Annotated in this window: 20 protein-coding genes and 1 tRNA gene; 4 read left to right on the top strand and 17 right to left on the bottom strand. The window is 66.5% G+C overall.

Features of this window, described 5'->3' with window-relative positions; genetic code table 11:
- Positions 1–51 precede the first annotated feature (51 nt).
- The 9 genes from J2S73_RS06295 to paaX form a co-directional block, all read right to left on the bottom strand.
- A complete protein-coding gene (locus J2S73_RS06295; RefSeq protein ID WP_306884597.1) occupies positions 52–765 on the bottom strand; it encodes a glutathione S-transferase N-terminal domain-containing protein in 714 nt (237 codons plus the stop codon).
- A 149-nt stretch (positions 766–914) separates the two neighbouring features.
- Entirely contained in the window at positions 915–2,078 is a 1,164-nt protein-coding gene (locus tag J2S73_RS06290; protein WP_306884596.1) for a DegT/DnrJ/EryC1/StrS family aminotransferase, read from the bottom strand.
- A gap of 46 nt (positions 2,079–2,124) precedes the next feature.
- Positions 2,125–3,132, bottom strand: a complete 1,008-nt coding sequence (locus J2S73_RS06285; protein ID WP_306884595.1) for a Gfo/Idh/MocA family protein — start codon at positions 3,130–3,132, stop codon at positions 2,125–2,127.
- Positions 3,133–3,221: 89 nt separating this feature from the next.
- Complete coding sequence (gene paaE / locus J2S73_RS06280; RefSeq protein WP_306884594.1) at positions 3,222–4,304, bottom strand: 1,2-phenylacetyl-CoA epoxidase subunit PaaE; 1,083 nt, start codon at positions 4,302–4,304, stop codon at positions 3,222–3,224.
- A gap of 115 nt (positions 4,305–4,419) precedes the next feature.
- Positions 4,420–4,935 (bottom strand): 1,2-phenylacetyl-CoA epoxidase subunit PaaD, encoded by a 516-nt coding sequence (paaD, locus tag J2S73_RS06275; protein WP_306884593.1) that lies wholly within the window; start codon positions 4,933–4,935, stop codon positions 4,420–4,422.
- 10 nt (positions 4,936–4,945) lie between these two features.
- The gene (gene paaC / locus J2S73_RS06270; RefSeq protein WP_306884592.1) at positions 4,946–5,719 is read right to left on the bottom strand and encodes a 1,2-phenylacetyl-CoA epoxidase subunit PaaC; all 774 of its coding nucleotides are present in this window, start codon (positions 5,717–5,719) and stop codon (positions 4,946–4,948) included.
- A 50-nt stretch (positions 5,720–5,769) separates the two neighbouring features.
- Positions 5,770–6,057 (bottom strand): 1,2-phenylacetyl-CoA epoxidase subunit PaaB, encoded by a 288-nt coding sequence (gene paaB, locus J2S73_RS06265; RefSeq protein WP_306884591.1) that lies wholly within the window; start codon positions 6,055–6,057, stop codon positions 5,770–5,772.
- 82 nt (positions 6,058–6,139) lie between these two features.
- Complete coding sequence (gene paaA, locus J2S73_RS06260; protein ID WP_306884590.1) at positions 6,140–7,141, bottom strand: 1,2-phenylacetyl-CoA epoxidase subunit PaaA; 1,002 nt, start codon at positions 7,139–7,141, stop codon at positions 6,140–6,142.
- Positions 7,142–7,294: 153 nt separating this feature from the next.
- Positions 7,295–8,230 (bottom strand): phenylacetic acid degradation operon negative regulatory protein PaaX, encoded by a 936-nt coding sequence (gene paaX / locus J2S73_RS06255; protein WP_306884589.1) that lies wholly within the window; start codon positions 8,228–8,230, stop codon positions 7,295–7,297.
- 81 nt (positions 8,231–8,311) lie between these two features.
- Here paaX and J2S73_RS06250 point away from each other — a divergent pair, with 81 nt between their 5' ends.
- Positions 8,312–9,268 (top strand): carbohydrate kinase family protein, encoded by a 957-nt coding sequence (locus J2S73_RS06250; RefSeq protein ID WP_306884588.1) that lies wholly within the window; start codon positions 8,312–8,314, stop codon positions 9,266–9,268.
- Here J2S73_RS06250 and smpB read toward each other — a convergent pair whose 3' ends face one another.
- The gene (gene smpB, locus J2S73_RS06245; RefSeq protein WP_306884587.1) at positions 9,269–9,751 is read right to left on the bottom strand and encodes an SsrA-binding protein SmpB; all 483 of its coding nucleotides are present in this window, start codon (positions 9,749–9,751) and stop codon (positions 9,269–9,271) included.
- 72 nt (positions 9,752–9,823) lie between these two features.
- Positions 9,824–10,699: a 4-hydroxy-tetrahydrodipicolinate synthase gene (gene dapA / locus J2S73_RS06240; protein WP_306884586.1), complete on the bottom strand. Its 876-nt coding sequence runs from the start codon at positions 10,697–10,699 to the stop codon at positions 9,824–9,826.
- Between the two features lie 262 nt (positions 10,700–10,961).
- Between dapA and J2S73_RS06235 the strand changes: the two genes are divergently transcribed.
- Positions 10,962–13,286, top strand: a complete 2,325-nt coding sequence (locus tag J2S73_RS06235; RefSeq protein ID WP_306884585.1) for a lytic transglycosylase domain-containing protein — start codon at positions 10,962–10,964, stop codon at positions 13,284–13,286.
- 109 nt (positions 13,287–13,395) lie between these two features.
- Positions 13,396–14,313: an alpha/beta fold hydrolase gene (locus J2S73_RS06230; RefSeq protein ID WP_306884584.1), complete on the top strand. Its 918-nt coding sequence runs from the start codon at positions 13,396–13,398 to the stop codon at positions 14,311–14,313.
- Positions 14,314–14,559: 246 nt separating this feature from the next.
- Here the strand turns inward: J2S73_RS06230 and J2S73_RS06225 are convergent, their stop codons facing one another.
- From J2S73_RS06225 to J2S73_RS06210, 4 genes are all read right to left on the bottom strand, one after another.
- Positions 14,560–15,234, bottom strand: coding sequence for a BON domain-containing protein (locus tag J2S73_RS06225; protein ID WP_306884583.1), 675 nt, complete (start codon positions 15,232–15,234; stop codon positions 14,560–14,562).
- A gap of 201 nt (positions 15,235–15,435) precedes the next feature.
- Positions 15,436–16,611 (bottom strand): porin, encoded by a 1,176-nt coding sequence (locus J2S73_RS06220; protein ID WP_306884582.1) that lies wholly within the window; start codon positions 16,609–16,611, stop codon positions 15,436–15,438.
- A 593-nt stretch (positions 16,612–17,204) separates the two neighbouring features.
- A complete protein-coding gene (locus J2S73_RS06215; RefSeq protein WP_306884581.1) occupies positions 17,205–18,383 on the bottom strand; it encodes a porin in 1,179 nt (392 codons plus the stop codon).
- A gap of 326 nt (positions 18,384–18,709) precedes the next feature.
- Complete coding sequence (locus J2S73_RS06210) at positions 18,710–20,014, bottom strand: porin (RefSeq protein WP_306884580.1); 1,305 nt, start codon at positions 20,012–20,014, stop codon at positions 18,710–18,712.
- 456 nt (positions 20,015–20,470) lie between these two features.
- On the opposite strand from J2S73_RS06210, the gene J2S73_RS06205 reads away from it, so the two are divergent.
- Positions 20,471–20,544 (top strand) — tRNA-Gln (locus J2S73_RS06205).
- Positions 20,545–20,586: 42 nt separating this feature from the next.
- Here J2S73_RS06205 and J2S73_RS06200 read toward each other — a convergent pair.
- Positions 20,587–21,450 (bottom strand): methylenetetrahydrofolate reductase, encoded by an 864-nt coding sequence (locus J2S73_RS06200; RefSeq protein ID WP_306884579.1) that lies wholly within the window; start codon positions 21,448–21,450, stop codon positions 20,587–20,589.
- A complete protein-coding gene (locus J2S73_RS06195; protein ID WP_306884578.1) occupies positions 21,447–21,983 on the bottom strand; it encodes a methionine adenosyltransferase domain-containing protein in 537 nt (178 codons plus the stop codon). Before J2S73_RS06195 ends, J2S73_RS06200 begins: the two co-directional genes overlap by 4 nt.
- Positions 21,984–21,986: the final 3 nt, after the last annotated feature.

Genomic DNA, 21,986 nt, shown 5'->3' with positions numbered 1-21,986 from the left:
CGGATCCGGTCAGCAGACGAGCGTCCCGATCGTCTGCGAACGGGAACCGCCCTATCGGGCGCGCTGGCCGAACAGGACCGACTGGGCGTTCTTGTCGGCGGCGAGATTGAGCTTCTCCCGCTCTTCCTTGCCCACCTCGACGGCCTTCGCCACGGCGGGACGCGCCATGAGGCCCTCGAACCAGCGCTTCACGTTCGGGAATTCGTCGAGCTCGATCGACTGGTTCTTCCAGGACCTTGCCCAGCCCACGATCGCCATGTCCGCAATCGAATACTCGTCGGCGACGAACTCGCGCCCGTCCAGACGCTTGTTCAGCACGCCGTAGAGCCGGTGCGTCTCGTTCTGGTAGCGCTCGATCGCGTAAGGGATCTTCTCCGGCGCGTAGTTGGAGAAGTGGTGGTTCTGGCCGAGCATCGGACCGAACCCGCCCATCTGCCACATCAGCCATTCCTCGACGGCGACGCGCTTGCGCTCGTCCTCGACGGGATAGAACTTGCCGAACTTGCGGCCGAGATACATCAGGATCGCGCCCGACTCGAAGACCGAGATCGGCTCGCCCCCCGGGCCTTCCGGATCGACGATGGCCGGCATCCGGTTGTTCGGCGAGATGGCCAGGAACTCCGGCTTGAACTGGTCGCCCGCGCCGATGTTCACCAGGTTGAGATTGTAGGGAACACCAAGCTCTTCCAGAAGGATCGTGACCTTCCAGCCGTTCGGCGTCGGCCAGTAGTGGAGCTCGATCGGGGTCGTCTGCGTCGCGGCCATTTTGCTCTCCGGATTGCTCGTGAAAGAGCCGGCCCTTCGGCGGGTGCCGCCCGGGCCGGCCATACGTTCCGGTAGAGTTAGTCGCGCGGCCGCCGCTGCACAATCGCAGGCGGCCTCACGCGTGCGAGATCACAGGCGGACGTCAGCTCTCAGCCAAGGGCCGCGCGCAGGCGGTCGACCACGTAATCGACCTCCTCGTCGGTCAGATCCGGTCCCATCGGCAGGCTCAGCACTTCGCCGGCGAGCCGGTCGGACACCGGCAGATCCTCCCGGCCGGTGAGATATTTGGCGAACGCCGGATGGCGGTGCAGCGGGATGCGATAGAACAGCCCGGTGCCGACGCCATCGGCCTGCAGCCGCTCGCGTATCTGGTCCCGGTTCGGGACCCGGATCGTGTAGAGCGCCCAGGCCGATTCCATACCCGCCGGACGCGCCGGAAGCTCCACCACACTCTGCAGGGCAGCATCGTAGCGTTTCGCCACTTCGCGGCGGCGGGCGAGTTCGTCGGCGAAGACCGACAGCTTGGAGTTCAGAACCGCGGCCTGAAGCGTGTCGAGACGGCCCGTCATGCCGAGGCGCACGGCTTCGTCGCCGTCGCCCTGGCGGCCATGGGTCCGGATCTGGCGCACCGCCTCGGCCAGCTGGTCGTCTTCCGTGAAGACCGCGCCGCCATCACCGAACGCGCCGAGCGGCTTGGTCGGATAGAAGCTGGTGCAGGACATCGGCGCCAGCGCGCCGACCGATTTCTCCCCGAGCGTTCCGCCGAAGCTCTGGGCGGCGTCGGCGATCACGTTCACGCCGTGCCGGGCGGCGATCTCCGAGATCGCCGGATAGTCCGCCGGCAGGCCGTAGAGATCGACCGGCATCACCGCGAGCGGGCGAAGGGCTCCGCCGGCGACGGTCTCGTTCAGCGCCTGTTCGAACGCCGCCGGCACCATGTTGTATGTGGCCTCGTCCACATCCACGAACACCGGAACCGCGCCGACGGAGGAGACGACACCGGCCGTCGCGGAGAAGGTGAATGCCGGAACGAAGACGGCGTCGCCCGGGCCGGCGCCGAGGGCCATCAGGGCCATGATCAGCGCGTCGCGGCCGGAGGAGACGGCGATGCAGTGGCGCGCCCCGGCAAATGCCGCGAGATCCTTCTCGAGCGTCTCCACCTCCGGTCCGAGGACGAACTGCCCGTGATCGAGAACCCGCGCCATGCGCGCATCGATGTCGGCGCGCAGCCGAGCCTGCTGACGCTTCAGGTCGAACAGCGGAACGGAGCGGGTTTCCTTCACAGCGGCGAGAGCTTCACTGGTACGCAACATTCATCCTCCTGTCGGCCAGCCTGAGAAAGGCGGCCGGATCGTGGACCTAAACTTCGACGTGCGCCGACACCGGCCCCGCGGCCGGGACGGCCGGAGCGGCGGCGAACCGGCGCTGGTGGTCGCTGACACTTTCGATCACACCCTGGGCGATCCTGAGCGCCTCGCGCCCGGCAAAGCCGCCGACGGCGGGCTGTGCGCCCGTGCGCACGCAGGACACGAAATGGGCGATCTCGTTGGCCAGGCTGTCTTCCCGCTCGATCGTCTGCTCTCCGGTTCGAACAGCCGCGAGACCATCGGTCTTCAGGTCGCCGGTCCGTTCGAACTCGGCGATCCGGGAATCGGCGAAATCGCAAACCGTGTAGCGATCGGTCTCGTAGACGCGCATGACGCGTTCGACCTTTTCGGCGATCCGGTTGGCCGTGACCGTCGCCACCACGCCGTTCTCGAAGGTGAGCCGCGCGTTGGCTATGTCGGACGTCGCGTTCACCACCGGCATGCCCACCGCCTGGATTGTCTCGATCGGCGCCCCGGCCAGGCCGGCGACGATATCGATGTCGTGGATCATCAGGTCCAGCACGACATCGACGTCGTTTGCCCGCTCGCGCACGGGACCCGCGCGGACGCTTTCGATGAAGAGCGGACGGGACACCCGCTCCGTCAGCGCACGGTAGACGGCGGAAAAGCGTTCGATGTGTCCGACCTGCAGAACCAGGTTGCGCGCGTCGGCAAGGGCGATCAGCTCGTCGGCTTCGGCCAGCGTCGCTGCGATCGGCTTCTCGACGAGACAATGGATGCCGGCGGACAGGAGCTGGCCCGCCATCGCGTGGTGGTTCGCGGTCGGCACGGCGACGGAGACGAGGTCGACCCGTCCGATCAGGTCGGCTGGATCGGTGAAGGCCTCACAGCCGTATTCGTCGGCGATCGCCTGCGCGCGGTCGTGGTTGCGATCCACCACGGCAGCAAGGGTGACGTCAGGATTGAGGGCATAGTGGCGTGCGTGGAACCGACCGAAATAGCCGATGCCGATCACGCCGGCACGTAGGGGGCTGGACATGCTGCGGTGCCTAACACACCCGATGGACGGACGGGAGAGGGCGCGTCGCCCCGCCCGCCTTGGTTTTGCCCCCTTTTGGACACGATCCGCTACATGGCGTCGTAGTCGAGCACGACCTTGTCGGTGGTCGGGTGGGACTGGCAGGTCAGCACGAACCCGGCCTCAAGCTCCCATGGCTCTAGAGAATAGTTGACGTCCATGGTCACTTCGCCTTCCAGAACCTTGGCCCGGCAGGTGCAGCACATGCCGCCTTTGCAGGAATATGGAAGGTCGATACCTGCCCGAATTGCGGCATCAATTATCGTTTCACCGTCTTTCACGGACAGGTTCGTGCTGGTTCCGTCCTGGATCACCTCGGCACTGCGTGATTCGCCGTCTTCCACGACAGGCTTCTTGCGGACCGGCGGAGCGGAGGTGATTTCACTTCCGGCGGGCGTGAACAGCTCCACGTGCACCTTCTCCTCCGGAACCTGAAGCTCTTCCAGCACCTTGCGCGCGCCTTCGATCATCAGCCCCGGACCGCAGACGAGGAAATGGTCGACGTTCGCGGCCGGCATGACGTGGGTGAGGAAGGCCTTCACCTTGTCCGGCTCCAGGCGTCCCGACAGAATCGGAACGTCCTGAGCCTCGCCGGACAGCACATGGACGACCGACAGACGCTGCAGGAACCGGTCCTTGAGGTCCTCGATCTCGTCCTTGAACAGGATGCTCTGGGCGGTGCGGTTGCCGTAGAACAGGAAGAAGCGGCTCTTCGGCTCGCGGGCGAGGATCGTCTTGATCTGGGCCATGATCGGGGTGATGCCGGAGCCTGCGGCCAGCGCCACGTAGACCTTCTCCGCCGTCGGATCCACCGGGACCACGAAGCGCCCCATCGGCGTCATCACGTCCAGCGGGACGCCGGCGGACAGCCCCTCGTTGGCGAAGGTGGAGAACACGCCGCCGTCCACCTTCTTCACCGCCACGCGGATCTCGCCGTCGTCAACGCCGGAGCAGATCGAATAGGACCGGCGGACTTCCGAACCGTCGATATCGGTCTTCAGCGTCAGATACTGGCCGGGCTCGTAGTGATACGCGTCCTGAAGATCGGACGGCACGTCGAAGGCGATGGAGACCGCATCCGGCGTCTCGCGGCGCACGTCCTTGACAGTGAGGGTGTGAAAACGCGGCGACATTTCTTGTTCTCCCCTGCCCGCGCAGCCTGCGCCCGCGGGTCTGACGGCAAGGCATTGGTCAGTCCGCTTCCGCTGCCCGCCCCGCGGACATAAAGAACCGACCGCCCCGCCTAGGCTAATGACACTTGAAATAGTCGAAAGGCTCGCCGCAGGCCGTGCAGCGCCACAGCGCCTTGCAGGCAGTCGAGCCGAATTCGGCGAGCCGCTCGGTCTCCTCCGACCCGCAGTGCGGGCACTGAACCTCGTCCTGACCGAACAGCGCGTGGCGGCCGGTCTGTCCGGAGGGCGGCGCAATCCCGTATGTCTTCAGCTTCTCGCGGCCTTCTTCGGTGAGCCAGTCGGTCGTCCAGGCCGGCGACAGGACCGTGTTCACCTTCACGTCCTTGAAGCCGGCGTTGCGGAGCGCGACGTCGACCGAGACGGCGATCATGTTCATCGCCGGGCAGCCGCTGTAGGTGGGCGTGATGTCGGCGGTGACCGCTCCGGATGCCTCGTCGACGTGCACGTCCCGCAGGACGCCGAGGTCGGCGATGGTCAGCACCGGGATTTCGGGATCGGTGACGGTCGCAGCCGCCTGCCAGGCGCGGCGCTCCATACCGGTCCGCTCAACGACGTTGGTGTCGCTCGCCATGGCATCCTCCCTACCAGGTCGCGCCCGGATAGGCGCGCTGCAGGAACTGCAGCTCGGAGAGCATGTGGCCCAGGTGCTCGGTATGCTGTCCGCCGCGCCCGCCGGTCTGCATCCAGCCGTCTTCCGGCCGCGTCAGGCCGGCCTCGGCGAAGATCTCGTCGACGGTCTTCTCCCACTCGGGACGGATATCGGCCGGATCGACGGCAATACCGCGCTCGATAAGGGCCCGGTCGGCGTCGTCGACCTCGAACATCTCGCCGGTGAACATCCACAGATCCGCCAGCGCATCTTTCAGGCGTTCCTGGCTCTCCGGCGTACCGTCGCCCAGGCGGATCACCCATTCGGCGGAGTGGCGCACGTGATAGGCCACTTCCTTCTCCGCCTTGGCCGCGATGGCCGCCAGGGTCTCGTCCTTCGAGGCCATCAGCTTGCGCCAATAGGGCAGCATGAACGCGGAATAGAGAAACTGGCGCAGGATGGTGACGGCAAAGTCGCCGTTCGGCTGCTCGACGAGGAGCACGTTGCGGAAGCCCTCGGCATCGCGCAGATAGGCGAACTGATCCTCGTCGCGCCCTGCCCCCTCGGCCTCGCCGGCATAGGTATAGAGCGCGCGCGCCTGCCCGATCAGGTCGAGCGCAACGTTGGTCAGCGCGATGTCCTCTTCCAGCATCGGCGCGTGGCCGCACCATTCGGAGATGCGATGGCCGAGGACCAGGGCGTTGTCGGCCAGCCGCAGCGTGTAGAGAACGAGCGGCGGCGTGTCATCGAGGTGAAGCGTCGTCATGGCGTCTCCTCCCGGCGCTTGCGATCTTGATGCCGCAGCGCCGGCCTTCCTTACATGTTCCCGACTTCCTCGGGGATCTCGTAGAAGGTCGGATGGCGATAGACCTTCGACCCGGTCGGCTCGAACAGCATGCCCTTGTCGTCGGGATCGGACGCGACGATGTCCGCGGACGGCACCACCCAGATGGACAGGCCCTCGTTGCGGCGGGTGTAGACGTCACGGGCGGCCTGCAGGGCCATTTCTGCATCCGCCGCGTGCACCGAACCGACGTGGCGATGCGCCATGCCATTGCGGGAGCGGATGAACACTTCCCAGAGCGGAATCTTCTTCTCGGTCATGATGAGTTCTCCCGTCGCTCCGCCGGCAGGGCGGAGCGGTCCTCAAGATCACATTGCTGAAACCCGGTGAGCGCAGCCGCGCTCAGGCGGCCTGCTTCGCCTCGGCAGCGGCAGCCTTGCGGGCGCGGCGCTTCTCGGCGAAGGCAACCGCGGCTTCCCGAACCCAGGCGCCGTTCTCGTGGGCCGCCCGGCGCTGCTTGATGCGCTGACGGTTGCACGGACCGTTGCCGGCGACGACGTTCTGGAACTCGGTCCAGTCGATCTCGCCGATGTCCCAGTGCCCCGTTTCCTCGTTGAACTTGAGGTCCGGATCCGGGATCTCAAGCCCGAGATAGTGGGCCTGCGGCACGGTCGCGTCGATGAACTTCTGACGCAGGTCGTCGTTGGAAAAGCGCTTGATCTTCCAGGCCATCGACTTGCCGGAGTGAACGGAATCGCCGTCCGGCGGACCGAACATCATCAGCGACGGCCACCACCAGCGGTTCAGCGCGTCCTGCGCCATTTCCTTCTGTTCCGGCGTCCCGTTGGCGAGCGACAGCATCAGTTCGTAGCCCTGCCGCTGATGGAAGCTCTCTTCCTTGCACACGCGGATCATCGCGCGGGAATACGGCCCGTAGGAACAGCGGCACAGCGGGATCTGGTTCATGATCGCCGCGCCATCGACCAGCCAGCCGATGGCACCGATGTCCGCCCAGGTGAGCGTCGGGTAATTGAAGATCGAGGAATATTTGGCCTTGCCGGACAGAAGCTCGTCGACCATCTCCTCGCGGCTCTTTCCGAGGGTCTCGGCAGCCGCGTAGAGATAGAGGCCGTGACCGCCCTCGTCCTGGACCTTGGCCAGAAGGGCCGCCTTGCGGCGCAGCGACGGCGCGCGGGTGATCCAGTTGCCTTCCGGCAGCATGCCGACGATTTCCGAATGGGCGTGCTGGGCGATCTGTCGGACCAGCGTCTTGCGGTAGCCTTCCGGCATCCAGTCGTTCGGCTCGATGCGCTCTTCGTCATCGACACGCTGCTGAAACCGGGCCTCGCGCTCGTCGTCGGTCCCCGTCTCGATCTCGAGATTGTTCAGAGCCTGCGTGTACATGGCCGGTCCTCCCTGAAAACCAGTCGGATCGTACCCGCGATCGGCCGACCCATTAACGCTGTCTGGAACGTTTATATGTGACGAAATGTTCCTTCGTCAAGGCCATTTCTGTAACATGTTGCGCCGCAACACGGCCTCGGATCGCCACGCCGCCTACTCCGCGGCGTCGTCCTGGTCGGCTATAAGATCATGAAAACGCTTCGAAAACGTCTCGTCAGGAGGAGGCAGAGCGCCGTCCGAGCGCTCCGCGTGATGATCCAGCCAGCGCTCCGAGCCTTCGACGAGATATCCGTAGAGCCGGGCCGCAAGCGCCCGGGCAGCATGGCCGGGCCAGTCGGACGGGAGCAGCGCATCCGGCAACAGCGGATCGCGCAACACCAGGCGACGGAATTCGTGGATCAGCAGGATGCGGGCCAGGAGCCGGTCGAGGTCACTGAGGTTGCCGGAGGCGGCACACGTCGCCTCGAACTCATAGAACTGGGCCAGAAACCGCCGATAGCCATCGGCGACCGCGGAGAGGTTGAAGGCCTCGCCCGCCAGCAGCAGCGCGTCGCCCGAGCTTCCCGAAGCGTCCAGCCAGACGATGCCGGAATAGGCCGCAGTGTTGCCGGAGAAGAGATCGCCGGCGGCGGTCGCCGGTGCCAGGAACACCGTCGGCGACAGCTGGCCGAAGCCCTGCTCGCGAAGCATGTCGCGCTGGGCCGCGCGGATCTCGCCGGTCGCCGTGAGGACCGCGATCCGCCAGTCGCCCTTCCAGCTCTGCGGAGCGGCGAAATAGATCCGGCGTGTGGCATCGGCGAAGGCGCGCTGGCCGTTTTCGGAAAGCCGGTAGTAGCTCTTGCGCCCGATCCGGGTCCGCTCGAGCCAGCCTTCGCTGGCCAGGCGCGACATGGCCGTGCGGACCAGCCGGTCATCGATGCCCATCGGCTCCAGGATCGCCGACAGCGTCCCGAGCCACAGCTCGCCGCCGCGCGGAACCACCGCATCCCCGTAGATGGTCACGATCAGGGACCACGCGCGGATGGGCGAGCGCGCGTGGAAGGCTGCGATCAGCGGGGAAAGGGCTGCGGCGGGCTCGTGTACGGACATCACTCCGCTCTATAAGCTCGGGGAAGCAGGCCGTGCAATGGCGGCGGCGGATGTGGACGACAGGATCAGCGGGCAGCAATCATGATCGTTACCTGCGGCGAGGCCGTGGTCGACTTCCTGCCGGAGCCGGATGCGGACGGGCGCCCCCTGTTCCGGCCCGTGCTCGGCGGTTCCCTCTATAATGTGGCCCTCGGCCTCGGCCGGCTCGGCGTTCCGGCGGCCTATTTCTGGGAGCTGTCCACCGACCCGTTCGGCACCTGGCTCGCGAGCGAACTGGAAGCCTCCGGCGCCAGCCTCGCCCATACGACGCGGGGCGACCGGCCGAGCACGCTGGCCTTCGTGGATCTGTCCGGCGACGAGCCCCACTTCCAGATCATCGACGCCGGCCAGACCATGTCGACCCTCGATCCGGCCGGGCTCGGCCCCCTCCCCCCGTCGGCCCGCCTGTTTCATACCGGGTCGGCGATCCTCGCGCTGGAGCCCGGCGGCACCGCGATCGAGCGGTTCGTGCACGAGACGGCGAAGACGGTCCCCGTCTCGCTCGACTTCAATGTCCGTCCGCCCAGCATCCGCGATCTCGACGGCTACAAGGCGCGGCTGGACCGGCTTGTCGGATCGGCGACCATCGTGAAGGCGAGTGCGGCCGATCTCGCCGTGCTCGAACCGGACATGGAGCCGGACGCGATCCTCGCACGGTGGCGGACCCAGGGCGTGCCGCTCGGCATCGTGACGCTCGGCGGTGGTGGCGCCATCGCCGCGACGGCGGACCACTGGATCCGGCTGCCGGCGGAGACCGTCACACTCAAGGACCCGGTCGGCGCCGGAGACGCGTTCATGACCGGGCTGTTTGCACGGCTGTGGGAGCGCAACGCGCTCGACCGCACCGCTCTCGGGGCGCTTGGCGAAGCGGATCTGACCGATGCTATAGCCTACGCCCAGAAGGTCGCGGGCTTCGTCTGCCGGCATGCCGGTGCCGTGTTTCCCTGGCGCGCCGATCTTGAGGCCAACGATCCCACCGCGGCAGCACCCGGCGACTGATCAGCCCTTTTCGCGCAGGAGCCGGGCCTTCTCCCGGTTCCAGCTGCGTTCCTTCTCGGTCTCGCGCTTGTCGTGGGTCTTCTTGCCGCGCGCCAGACCGATCGTCACCTTGGCGATGCCGCGCTGGTTGAAGTAGACGCGGAGCGGCACGATCGTCATGCCCTCCTTCTGGGTCGCGCCGGCAAGCCGGGCGATCTCGCGCTTGTGCAAGAGCAGCTTCCGCGGCCGCCTTGTCTCGTGATTGAACCGGTTGGCCTGAAGATATTCCGGGATGTAGGCGTTGTAGAGAAACAGCTCGCCGCCATACTCCGCCGCGTAGGACTCGGAGATGTTGCTCCGCCCCTGGCGAAGCGACTTCACCTCGGTTCCCTGCAGTTCGATACCCGCTTCCAGCGTCTCGGTGATCTCGTAGTTGAACCGAGCCTTCCGGTTTTCCGCGACGGGGCGCGTCTTCGGGTCGTGCCCCTTCTTCGGGCTGTTCATGGCGATGAACTCCTTGTCGAGGGCGCCCCGGCGTCCTCGACCGTGTCTCGTGTGCAGCCTGTGCGGCGGATGTCAGATCAGGCCGGCGTGGGCCATTGCGGCGTCGATGGCCTCTTCCGTCTGCTTCGCCACCGGCACGAGCGGCAGCCTCAACTCGTTGGCGCAGCGGCCGAGGACCGAGAGGGCGTATTTGGTCCCGGTCGGGTTCGGTTCAAGGAAGAGCGCCTGGTGCAGCGGCATCAGACGGTCCTGCAGCTCCAGCGCCTTGCCGTAGTCGCCGGCAAGGCAGGCGGACTGGAACTCGGAGCACAGCTTCGGCGCGACGTTCGCCGTCACCGAGATGCAGCCGCGCCCGCCGTGCGCGTTGAAGCCGAGCGCGGTGGCGTCCTCGCCCGACAGCTGGATGAAGTCCTTGCCGACCAGCTCGCGCTGCAGGCTCACCTTGACCATGTTGGCGGTCGCGTCCTTCACGCCGACGATGTTGCGGCAGTCCTTGAACAGGCGCGCCATGGTCTCCGGGCTCATGTCGATCACCGACCGGCCGGGGATATTATAGATGAAGATCGGGATGCCGACGGCAGCGTCGATCGCCTTGAAGTGCTGGTAGAGGCCTTCCTGGTTCGGCTTGTTGTAATAGGGCGTGACGACCAGAAGCGCGTTGGCGCCCGCCTCTTCCGCATGGCGGGCGAGTTCGATCGCCTCGGCCGTGTTGTTGGAGCCGGCCCCGGCGATGATCGGAACGCGCCCGGCCGACGCCTCGATGCACAGGGTCACGACCCGCTTGTGCTCCGCGTGGGTGAGCGTCGGCGATTCGCCCGTGGTTCCGACAGGAACCAGACCGTGGGATCCTTCGGCAATCTGCCACTCGACCACGTCCTGGAACGCTTTCTCGTCGACGGCTCCGTCCCGAACCGGTGTGATCAGAGCAGTGATGGATCCTTGAAACATGGGGGCACCCTTCGCGGTGTCTCGATTGATTTTGACATGGGGACGGAGCCCGGCGCGGGGCCGGACGGGCCGGGAGAATAGTCGCGGCCTCGTCCGGTCACAAGCGCGCGAGTGCAGACGAGGATACGCAATCTTCACCTGAACCCTATATCAGGGGGATCGGGGCCGCTTTCGATCGATCCGGCCTCTCCCGGTCGGAAGCGATTGGCACTCCGGCGGGCGGCGCGAGACACACCTTGGGGCGTAGACGAACGGACTTGGCATGAAGCGTTTTCACTCCTGGCACTTTCCGCTGGCCGCTGTGGTCGCCGCATTCGGCGGTGCAGGCGTGGCCGAGGCGGCGCCTTTCCCCGTTGCGGTCCCCTCCGTCGCGTCGCAGGTCGTCACAGCCTCTGTTGTTCCTCCGCCGAATCCTGCGCGCGACGCTGCGCAATCGCCGGCGGCAGCCCCGCAGACGCGCCAGGCCGGCGACAGCATCGTCGTCGCGGATGCGCCTGTACCCCGCGCGCGCCCCTTCCGGAGAACGCCGCCCGATGCGGCGGTGGCCAGCGTTCCGGTGACACCGTCCGCACCGCCTCCGGCGTCCTCGGTCACGCCCGCAGCACCCGCTGCGTCGGCACGCGCCGCCGCCTCCGCGAGTGCTGCCATCGGGACAACGGGCTCGGGTCCCTCCTTCTCCAACTACGGAAGCCGGGCCGGCGACCTGAAGCAGGCGCTCGATGCCCTGCGCCGGGACGATTACGAGACCACCTTCGTCCTGCGGAACGGTCTTTCGGATCCGTTCGACCGGAAGATCGTCGACTGGGCGCTCGCCCGCTCCGGCTCGCCCAAGGTCTCCTCGGCGATGATCACCGAGTTCGCCGCATCCGCGCCCGGCTGGCCGGACCCGGAAGAAATCCGCGCGAACGCGGAGGCGGCCCTTCTTCGCGAGAACCCGCCGGCTGCGACCGTGGTCAGGAGCTTCTCGGGCAGCATGCCGGTCTCCGCCGCCGGGGCGATCGTTTATACGCGCGCGCTCGTTTCCACCGGTGATCGGAACCGAGCCGCCAGCGTCATCCGTAGCGCCTGGCACACGAAATCGATGAGCGGATCGGAAGAGCGTCAGATCCTGAGCGAGTTCTCCGGACTCCTGCGCCCCGAAGACCACATGCAGCGCGCCGAGATGCTGCTCTACAGCGACCGCGCCAGCGCTGCCGAGGACCTCAAGCCGTACGTCTCGTCGGCGGACCGCGCCTATATCGATGCGCGCGCGGCCGTTGTGCGCAATGCCGGCAACGCCGCCTCCAAACTGTCCCAGGTCCCCGCCTCCGCGCGCAACCGGCCCGGCTATTTGTTCGCCCAGATCGCCTACAACCGCCGCCGGGAAAACTACCGCGAGGCCGCGGCCCTGCTGCAGAAAGCGCCGCGCAACGAGGCAGCGCTGATCGATCCCGACGAATGGTGGGTGGAGCGCCGCATCGTGTCGCGCGGGCTTGTGGAGGAGGGCGACCCGCGCACCGCCTACGCGATCGCCGCCGGCCACGCTGCGGAATCGCCCCATTTCCAGGCCGAGGCCGAGTTTCACGCCGGCTGGTACGCATTGCGCTTTCTGAATGACCCGGGCCGCGCGGCCCGCCATTTCAAGAATATCGAGGACATCGGCACCACGCCGATCACCCTGTCGCGCGCCTATTACTGGCAGGGCCGGGCCGCGGAAGCGGCCGGCAACTCCGGACGCGCCCGCTCCTTCTACCGTCAGGCCGGCACCTACGGCATGACCTACTACGGACAGCTCGCGCGGGAGAAGCTCGGGCAGCGCAACGCCGGCGTCGGCCGGCCGGCAAGTGCCGGGATCGGCGACACCGCCGCCTTCACCCGCAACGAGCTCGTCATCGCCCTCAACCGGCTGATCGCCGCCGGCCACGCCCACCGGACCTGGCCGCTCTTCGACCATCTGTCCGAGACCGTGCCGAGCGCGGGGCAGATCGCGCTCCTGTCGGAAATGGCGAACCGGGCAGGCATGCCGCACATCGCCCTTCTGGTCTCCAAGGAAGGCCTGAACCGGGGGCTCGCCGTGGACGGCCTCGCCTTCCCCACCGAAGGCATCCCGGCCTCCACCCGGATGCCAGCCGGCCTGGACCGGGCGGTGGTCTATGCGATCGCGCGCCAGGAAAGCACCTTCAATCCGGGCGCCATCAGCCCGGCCGGCGCGCGCGGCCTGCTGCAGCTCATGCCTGGAACCGCGCGCGCGACCGCCAGCAGTCTGGGGCTCGCCTATCAGCCCTCCCGGCTGACCAGCGACGCCTCCTACAACGCCACCCTCGGCGCCGCACATCTGAAGGAACTGATCGACAAGTTCGACGGCTCCTATGTCCTGACCTTCGCCGCCTACAATGCCGGCAGCAGCCGCGCCTATGAGTGGATCCAGCGCTTCGGCGACCCCCGGGATCCGCGCGTCGATGCCATCGACTGGGTCGAATCGATCCCGTACGGCGAAACCCGCAACTACGTTCAACGGGTGATGGAAAACACTCAGGTCTACCGCGAGCGGCTCGGCACCGGCCGCCTGTCCATCGAGGAAGACCTCAAGCGGGGCACGCCGGGCTGAGAAGCCCGGCATCGCGCCGCTTCCGGGCCAGCCACGGCCGCGGAGGCAGCACGTTGAACTCACGTCAATTTTCGGCCACCACCGTCTCATTCCAGATCAAGGAGGGGATATGACCAGCGCGAGCGACGACAGCCTCTGGAGCGCCATGACGTGGTCCGGAGCGGACGGAACACAGCTGTTCGCCAGGGACTACCATCCGCCTCATGCTGTCGGCGCGCCGGTCGTCTGCCTTCCCGGCGTGACCCGCAACAGCCGCGATTTTCACGCCCTCGCGGTCTTCCTGACCAGCCGTGCCGCGACCCCGCGTCGTGTCATCGCTATGGATTTCCGCGGGCGCGGGCGCTCCGGCTACGCCCCCGCCTCGACCTACACGCCCCAGACCGAACTTGACGACGTGCTGCGGGGGCTGGATGCGGCCGAAATCGACAAGGCCTCCTTTGTCGGAACGTCCCGTGGCGGCCTGGTCATCATGGGCCTGGCCGTCACCGCGATCGACCGGATCGGCCTCGCCATCCTCAACGACATCGGCCCTCGCCTGTCCCGCGAAGGGCTGCAGCGCATTTCCAGCTATGTCGGCGCCGAGAACCCGGAAACCTGGGACGAGGCGATCGCGGCCCTGAAGGCAACCCAGGGCATGTGCTTTCCGAAGCTGGCCGGCGACGACTGGATGCGCCTCGCCCGCCAGATCTTCCGGGAGGAAGACGGCCGGCCGGTCTACGATTACGACCCCGCCCTCAAGGAGGCCTTCGAAGCCTTCGGCCCCGACGCGCCGCTTCCCGACTTCTGGCCCGCCTTCTACGAACTCGCGCAGGTTCCCACCCTCGCGATTCGCGGCGCCCTGTCCGACATCCTGTCGACCGGAACGCTCGAAGCCATGCGCCTGGCCCACCCGAAGCTCTCGACCTTCGTGGTCCCCGACCAGGGCCACGCGCCCCTCCTGTGGACCTGGGCCACCCAGACCCAGATCGCGGAATTCCTGGATCGAAACGACCGGCCCCAGCGGACACGGCGCGCAGTCGGCGCCTGACCAACGTCAGACGCCGTCGCCCGCCGGCCCGACCGCACCGAAGCGCCCAGGGCACTTTCGATGGAAACGCACGTACGACCCGTTCGGTCCGGTCGATACCGATCCGACCGCCGCAGGCATGATGGCCCTAGCCGCCGTGCCGCAGGGTCCGATCACACGGAACCGGCTCGAACGGGATTGGCCCGTTCAATTGGATCCGGAGCGATTCCGGATCGCTCGGATGGCTCCCCCGAAGGGAAAGCTGCTCTAGCCGTCGGTCCCTTCCGATCCGCCCTTCGCCGCAGGCGCTGACACGGAGTCGGTGACCACCTGATAGCCGTCGGGCGCCGACACGGCCCCTCCCCCGGACAGCGCCTCGTAGGCCGCCTCGTCCCTTGCGGTTCCGGCTATCCTGATCTCCATCTCTTCGATAGAGACCGAGCCGGAAGACAGAAGCTGCGCCGCGCTCACGGCCGTCGAGGCCGCAAGCCGGAACCGGGCCGGTGCGCCGCTCGCCGCCTTCAGGCCGCCGGTGTCTACACCGGCCCCGAATGCCGCCGTGAGCTCCGAGCCGATCTCGTCGACCGCCTTCGAGCTCGGCAGAACGCCCGACGCCGTCACACCCGCTTGCGCAACCTCGATCGTGAAGGTGAAGGGATCCGCGCTCGGCAGAACGTCGAGGTTGTTGATCACGCCTGCCACCCCGGGGGTCGATCGCACGATCGTCAGCGCCTTGTCCCGATCGGTCTCCGTCGATGCCGCGCCGATGACCGACACCTTGCGGCCGGTGACTTCGGTCCGGACCCAGTCGAGGCCCTCGGCGGCCAGCCGATCGGACACCCGTGCCCCCAGTTCGACATCCGTCTCCGCCCTGTTCCCGACCGATCCGACCACCACCAGGATGACGATCGTGACGATTGCCGCGGCTACCCAACGAAACATGCGGTATCTCCCCAACCTCCGGACCACTCGGATTTCGCCGAGACCCTAGCGTAGACCTGGTCCAAACGCAGCGAAAAATGCGCCTCTCACACAGCAAAGGGCCCACCGGTCGAAACCTGCGAGCCCTTTGCAATAGACCAAAAAGAAAGAGCCCGGCGGTTTCCCGCCGGGCTCCTCAGAAAGATCCGGAGATCTGACTGATTAGAACGTGCGCTGGACGCGGAAGGCACCAGCCCAGATGCTGCCGTCGCTGACACCGGAGGTGTTCGCGGCGTCGACGTAGCGGTAGTCAACTTCGGTACCGATCACGAGACCGGAAACCGGCTGCCACGTGATGTTACCCTGCACGTCGTAGTTCTTGAAGTCGTTGGCGGCGATGTTGCCGTCTTCGTAGTCGAAGTAGCCGGCCTGGATCGCAGCACCCACGGTCGGGGTGAAGGAGAAGCCGAGACCACCCGACACGCTCCAAGCGGTCGCCAGGTCGAGATCACCCGTAGCCGGGTTCCAGGTGGCATCGCCAGCGTTCAGCGGAACGGAGATGCTGCTGGAGGCGTAGGCGATCGCACCCTTCGTGTAGGCACCCGAAAGGTTCAGGCTGGCACCGGCCGCGAACGGCAGGTTGAAGTCGACGCCACCGTTGACGCCCCAGCCGAGCTCACCACCCGGCGTGGTGCCGAAGGCGTTGTAGGCCGAGTAGACCTGGTGCAGAGCACCCGACAGCTGAGCAGAACCCCAACCCTGGTCGATACGCAGGTTGGCGACCAGATCCGGGTACTTCGTTCCGCCGTAGGCCCAGTTGGTCATGCCCGAACGACGCGCGCTGGCCTCTTCGACCGACAGCGAGGCGGAGAAGCCGTTGCCGAAGGCGAAGGTGTAAGCGGCGAGGTTCTGACGCTGGTCAGAGACCTGCGGGGTGAAGGCGAAGGCCCAGGTCGGGTAAGCAACGAAGTCGTAGAACGACTGCGTGCGACCGAAGGTGAAGCCGCCGAACTGGATGAACGAGTTCCAGAGCGAGAGGCTCGTGGAGCCGGGCGAATCAACGGTCACCCAGACTTCGTTGTAGGCGCGCAGCAGGCCGAACTCGGTGTTGGTCCGCGAGTCCATGTAGATGTAGCCGCGGGCACGGAACTGGGTCGAGTTGAAGTCGCGCCAGTTGGTGACGTACTCGCTGTCGAAGTAGCGGTACTCAGCACGGACACGGCCACGAACCGAAAGGCACGTGTCGGTACCCGGGATGTAGTAGTAACCCGCACCGAAAGCGTCGCAGACGCGGACGTAATCGATCGGCTCGGGAGCGACCGGCAGGTCCGCGGCCTGGGCCCCGGAGACTGCCATGATGCCGGCAGCAGAACCGAGGATAAGGCTCTTAATGTTCATTTCCTGACCTCCAAGCTTGTCAGATAAGAGACTGACCAATTGACCCAAAGACTGAGGCCGTTGGTTTCAACCGGCCTTCTCTGATCAGACCCGAGCCGCCGTCGCGATTACCTAGAGGCTCAACATCGACACTCGAGTCGCTCCCGGTCGGTGACCGGTTGCAGGGTGACCATATCGATTAGGCCGGCTGGTTCAATCGCAACGATAGCCCTGAGGGGGTCCTGCAGCCTGTTTTGGGGGGTGCTGTTGCAGAGACGACACAATCTCGGGGGTGCCCCCCCGGTTTTGGCAAGGATTGGGTAACCATGGCCCTCCGTTCTTCCTTGATTTTCAATCCTCAAAGGCGGCGCGGCAGGCTTCAGAGAAGGGTGTTTCGGCGGCAGGGATTCGCCGATTGCACGCGATTCCCCCCGGCCGGCCGGGAGATTCGCCGTACCGGAACCGGGCCGTGGGCGGGTGCGCCATCCTCGCAGCGGCTCCTCTTTCGACGCACCGGCGGCCCGATCATGAAAAAGGGCCGGGACACCATGTGCCCGGCCCTAGCTTTGAAACCCGTGCGTGGGAGCTTGCTTCCGCGCGGCCCCATCAGCCCATCAATAGGTCTTCTGGACCCGGAAGATGGCGGCAAGGTTGTCGCCATCGCCGAGCGCCGAGGACGATGACGCGTCGTAGTACTGATACTCGAGCTCCGTGCCGATGATGAGGCCGGCGACCGGCGCCCAGACGATGTTGCCCTGGGCCGACCACTGGCCGAAGTCACCGGAAGGCGCGGCATCGTTCGCGTAGGAGAAGTAGCCTCCCTGCAGCGCGGTGGAGAGCGTCGGCGTCCAGTTGTGGGTGATGCCCCCGCTCACGCCCCACGCCTCGGAGGTATCCACCTCGTTCGTGGCCGGGTCGTAGACCCCGTCATAGGCCTCGAACGGGCCACCGCCCGGGCTGGAGGTGACATATGCCACCGCACCCTGGGAATAGGAGCCGGACAGGTTGGCGGACGTCTCGCCGGGCAGGGACATGTCGAATGTCACACCGGCACCGATCGTCCAGCCGAGATCGCTGTCGGGCGTCACGCCCGCCGGGTTGGCGCCGGTCCAGACCTGATGCAGCGCGCCCATCACCTGCGCCGAACCCCAGCCTTTGTCGACGCGCAGGTTCGCGACCATGTCCGGATACTTCGTCCCGCCGTAGCCGGGGCCGTAGTTGCCGATCCCGAGGCGGCGTTCGTCGGCGCTTTCAAGCGACAGCGATCCGGAAAAGCCGTTACCGAACGCATGGGTATAGGCGGCCACCGGCGTCTTCAGATCGGAGACGGCCGGGTAGTAGATCGCGGCCCAGGTCACATACTCCACGAAGTCGAAGAAGGACTGGGTCTTGCCGAACGTGAACCCGCCCAGCTGAACGAAGGAGTGATTGAGCGTCAGCCGGTTCCCGCCCGGGCTGTCGCTGGTCACGTAGATCTCGTTGAACGTCCGAAGCAGCCCGAACTCCGTGTTGCTGCGCGAATCCATATAAATGTACCCGCGCGCGCGGAAGCCGGTCGAATTGTAGTTTCGCCAGTTCGTCGTGAAGTCGGTGTCGAAATAGCGATAGTCCACGCGCACCCGGCCATGGATGCGCAGGCACGTGTCCGTTCCGGGAATGTAGTAGTAGCCTGCTCCGAAGGCGTCGCAGACGCGCACATAGTCGATGGGTTCCGGCGCCACCGGCAGATCCGCCGCGCTCGCCGTACCGAGCGCAAGGCCGGCTATTCCGGCACCGAGAAGCCAGCGTTTCATGGTCATCCCCCGAAAGGCTTGAGAAGACGGTCGGGCAGCCCCAGCCGAGTCCGACGTCGCGGTCCGGAATGGCCGCGATGTCCGACGGTAGAGGATCGGTGCTGAGGCCACCACCGCGGTTTGCCGGGGGCGGAAATCGTGTTGCCATGAGGCAACAGCGCCCGAACGCGCCGTCCCGGAGCCAAAGGGTTACCTGTACGTCAGCGGCGACCGTTCCCAACGCCCGTGCCCAAACGAAAAGCCCGCGGCTGCATCGATGCAGCCGCGGGCCCTGTAGGTTCGTCCGAGGTCGGCGCGCTGAACGCGCCGCCGGTGTTCCGGATCGGTTAGAACGTCCGCTCGGCGCGGAAGTAGCCCGCGTAGGCGTCGCCCTGTCCGGCCCCGTCCTCGTTCGGATTGACGTTGCGGTACTCCACTCCCACGCCCATCTCGAAGCCGTCGATGTTGCCCGGGGAATAGGTCACGTCGCCCTGGACGTCGACGTTGGAGAAACTGTTGTTGCTGTCGACCTGATCGCTGAGCTGGAAGAAGCCGCCCTGCAGGGCAAAGCCGACTTCCGGCGTGATCTGGGTGCCGACACCGCCCGACACCGACCAGGCCTGGGCCGTTTCGATATCGCCGGTCGCCGGGTTGAAGCTGGCGTCGACCGTCTCGACCAGGAAGCCGCGCGGCGAGAAGAAGCCGGTGGTGCTCGTCGAGGCGTAGCTGGAGGCGCCGTTCGCGTAGGTGCCGGTGAGGTTCAAGGCCGTGTTCATGCCGAACGGGAGGTTGACGAGCACGCCGCCGCCGGCCGCGAAGCCGATCTTGCTGGAGGCCGTTCCCTCGGCCCGGTAGCCCGGCCAGACCTGGTGCATCGCGCCCATCAGCTGTGCGGAGCCCCAGCCCTGGTCGACGCGCAGGTTGGCGACGAGGTCGGGATATTTCGTACCGCCATAGCCGACGCCGGTGGTGGTCGTGGCGGTGATCGGGTTGCCGGAGGAGTCGAACCCGACGACCGAAGTGGTGGTGGTGCTGTACGGACCGCCGATTTCCGTGCGACGGGACTCCGCGTCCTCGATGGACAGCGACGAGGAGAAGCCGTTGCCGAACACGAACGTATAGGCGGCGAGGTTCGTCTTCTGGTCGGAAACCTGCGGAGTGAAGACGGAGGCGTAGGTCGAGTAGTTGACGAAGTCGTAGAACGACTGTCCCCGACCGAACGTGAAGCCGCCGAACTGGATGTAGGCGTGCTCGAGGGTCATATCGACCGGCCCGGCGCCGTCGACGGTTCCGTAGAGTTCAGTGTAGGTGCGCAGCAGGCCGAACTCGGTGTTGGTGCGCGAGTCCATGTAGATGTAGCCACGGGCGCGGAACTCGGTGGAATCGAAGTCGCGCGCCTGGGACGGCGCCTGGATCCCCTGACGGAAGGCCTGGTCGAAGTCGAACAGACGGTATTCGGCCCGCACCCGGCCAGAAACGTTCAGGCAGGTGTCGGTGCCGGGGATGTAGTAGAAGCCGGCGCCGTAAGCGTCACAGACGCGGACATAGTCGATGGGCTCCGGAGCCGCCGCGAGCGGAATATCGGCGGCGCTGGCTCCGGAGGCGCACGCGACCGAGGTCGCCACGCCGATCAGGATGGCTTTGGTCTTCATTTCGAATCTCCAAGCTCGTCGGTTGCAGACAGTGGACCTGACCGCGGGATCGCTCGCCTGGACGCCTCATATTGTTGGGCTCATCCGATCGGCTTTCGTTGAAGCCGATACCCTGTCGAACACATGAGCCATGCTTCGTTGTGGCCCAGTTATGGTTAATGAATTCTAACCGGCCGCCCCCGGAATGCCCGAAACCGGCAGTTTTGCGCCGTTCGGCCCGTTAAGAAGTGGTTATCGTCGCCGGCAGGCAGCATCTGCGGGCGGTATCGCGAACGATCGGAGATTCTGTCGGGGGGACCGGGCGATTCGGATCCGCAGAGCCGCCCTCGCCCAAGCGGGTCGGATGAGCCTGCGGCAGCATGCCCGGGCGGTCACATGTGGGGTCTCACCCGTTGCAGAGCGCAATGCGAGGCGCTAGAACGCCGCTTCTCACGTCTCGGGTCGTCCCGAGCCGGATGGGGCGTGGCCAAGCGGTAAGGCAACGGGTTTTGGTCTCGTGATCCCAGGTTCGAATCCTGGCGCCCCAGCCACTTTCGGCGCTGCTGCATCCCCGCTCCCCGATCGCATTCGGGTCAGCCGTCGCGTCGCCCCACCCAGTCCAGCGTCTTCTTCCAGCCGCCGAACACGAAGAAGTGGACGTTGATTTCGGCCGGAAGCGCGGCCGCGTCGAGGGCAGCCAGCATGTCCCCGGGATCGCGCTCCGCGGCGACATTGAACAGGCTTCCGGGGGATTTCCTGAGCACGGACAGGGACGGGCCGATTCCGCAGGTGACGGCATAGCGGACCAGCTTCGGCAGCGACGTCACACCGGCCAGCCCGAGCCGCAGCTCCATCCCCGGATGCGCCTGGGCAAACGTCCGCGCCCATCCCGCGAGATGGGAGCCGTCGAATTCGAACTGCGACGCGGCCGCCGGGGTGATGCCGCGCTCCCGGCACAGGATCAGCTTTCGCTCGAAGGCGGCGGTCAGGGTCGCGGCATCGACGGCGGGATGGCGTTCCGGGTGCACCGCGAGATAGGCCTTCTCCACGGGCCAATTTGCCATCGCCGCATGGGACAGGAGATCGGCCGCTTGCGCGAACGGCCCGCGCGCCGTCGCCGGATTGCCGCCGACGAAGAGTGCTTCGCGCACGTCCGCAGCCGCCAGACGGTCGACATGGGCCGCAAAGTCGCCCCCGGTGTCGAAGTTGCGGGCGCCGAGATGGGGGACCGGCCGGAAGCCCTTCCGGGTCAGCCGGCCAGCGGCCTCGGCCTGGTCGGCGAGCGACTTGCCTTCGATATGCGACAGGAACACCCGCGATCCCGGCGGAAAGACGGCCGGATCCGGCTCGAACGCCGCAACCTCACTCGGTGCGAGTTCGAGCGAGATCGGCCGGCGCAGGAGCTGGTCCGGCGCCTCAGAAGAGCCCGGCAGGGCTGCAGACGAAGCCGGGATCACCTGGGTGTCTCGCGGTCCCCGCCGCTGCGCAGCAGACCGGACATGACCTTACCGCTGTGCAGACGGCATTTGAGCGCATCCACCAGATCGCCTTCGTCCCAGGCGAACACGTCACGTCCGGCCTCGCTGCGATCGAAATGGCCACGGGCGATCGTGCGGACCGAAACGCTTCGATTGAACCGCAGGTGCTCGCGCACGCCGTCCGGCGGAAGGTCCATCACCTGGCGGAGCGCCTCCGCGATCCTGGCTTCGTCGATGTTGCCGGAGCCGTGAAAGTCGACCCGCACGGAGGTTGGCGCGGTGACGCCGAGCGCGTAGTGGAGCTGAACGGTGCAGCGCTGGGCGAAGCCGGCGGCGACCACGTTCATGGCGAGATAGCGCGCCACATCCGCGGCCGACCGTCCGGAGGTCTCGCCTGCCGGGTCCGGCAAAAGGTCCGGCTCCCCCACGCGCTCGAGAGCGGCGTCGCTGACGACGCTGATCGTGGCACCAAATCCGGATTTGATCTCAAGGACGTCGCTGTGCTGGACCATTGT

Source organism: Amorphus orientalis (assembly GCF_030814015.1).
Classification (GTDB): domain Bacteria; phylum Pseudomonadota; class Alphaproteobacteria; order Rhizobiales; family Amorphaceae; genus Amorphus; species Amorphus orientalis.
Note: the sequence above shows the minus strand (reverse complement) of the source record. Positions and strands in the feature narration are given on the sequence as shown.

Bases quoted from the DNA above. Each gene is read 5' to 3' on its own strand.
- J2S73_RS06295 (WP_306884597.1), bottom strand. From the start codon at position 765: ATGGCCGCGACGCAGACGACCCCGATCGAGCTCCACTACTGGCCGACG.
- J2S73_RS06250 (WP_306884588.1), top strand. From the start codon at position 8,312: ATGATCGTTACCTGCGGCGAGGCCGTGGTCGACTTCCTGCCGGAGCCG.
- J2S73_RS06225 (WP_306884583.1), bottom strand. From the start codon at position 15,234: ATGTTTCGTTGGGTAGCCGCGGCAATCGTCACGATCGTCATCCTGGTG.
- smpB (WP_306884587.1), bottom strand. From the start codon at position 9,751: ATGAACAGCCCGAAGAAGGGGCACGACCCGAAGACGCGCCCCGTCGCG.
- paaD (WP_306884593.1), bottom strand. From the start codon at position 4,935: ATGGCGAGCGACACCAACGTCGTTGAGCGGACCGGTATGGAGCGCCGC.
- J2S73_RS06210 (WP_306884580.1), bottom strand. From the start codon at position 20,014: ATGAAGACCAAAGCCATCCTGATCGGCGTGGCGACCTCGGTCGCGTGC.
- J2S73_RS06285 (WP_306884595.1), bottom strand. From the start codon at position 3,132: ATGTCCAGCCCCCTACGTGCCGGCGTGATCGGCATCGGCTATTTCGGT.
- dapA (WP_306884586.1), bottom strand. From the start codon at position 10,699: ATGTTTCAAGGATCCATCACTGCTCTGATCACACCGGTTCGGGACGGA.
- paaC (WP_306884592.1), bottom strand. From the start codon at position 5,719: ATGACGACGCTTCACCTCGATGACACGCCGCCGCTCGTTCTCTACACG.
- J2S73_RS06235 (WP_306884585.1), top strand. From the start codon at position 10,962: ATGAAGCGTTTTCACTCCTGGCACTTTCCGCTGGCCGCTGTGGTCGCC.
- paaX (WP_306884589.1), bottom strand. From the start codon at position 8,230: ATGTCCGTACACGAGCCCGCCGCAGCCCTTTCCCCGCTGATCGCAGCC.
- paaA (WP_306884590.1), bottom strand. From the start codon at position 7,141: ATGTACACGCAGGCTCTGAACAATCTCGAGATCGAGACGGGGACCGAC.
- J2S73_RS06290 (WP_306884596.1), bottom strand. From the start codon at position 2,078: ATGTTGCGTACCAGTGAAGCTCTCGCCGCTGTGAAGGAAACCCGCTCC.
- J2S73_RS06230 (WP_306884584.1), top strand. From the start codon at position 13,396: ATGACCAGCGCGAGCGACGACAGCCTCTGGAGCGCCATGACGTGGTCC.
- J2S73_RS06220 (WP_306884582.1), bottom strand. From the start codon at position 16,611: ATGAACATTAAGAGCCTTATCCTCGGTTCTGCTGCCGGCATCATGGCA.
- J2S73_RS06195 (WP_306884578.1), bottom strand. From the start codon at position 21,983: ATGGTCCAGCACAGCGACGTCCTTGAGATCAAATCCGGATTTGGTGCC.
- J2S73_RS06215 (WP_306884581.1), bottom strand. From the start codon at position 18,383: ATGAAACGCTGGCTTCTCGGTGCCGGAATAGCCGGCCTTGCGCTCGGT.
- paaB (WP_306884591.1), bottom strand. From the start codon at position 6,057: ATGACCGAGAAGAAGATTCCGCTCTGGGAAGTGTTCATCCGCTCCCGC.
- paaE (WP_306884594.1), bottom strand. From the start codon at position 4,304: ATGTCGCCGCGTTTTCACACCCTCACTGTCAAGGACGTGCGCCGCGAG.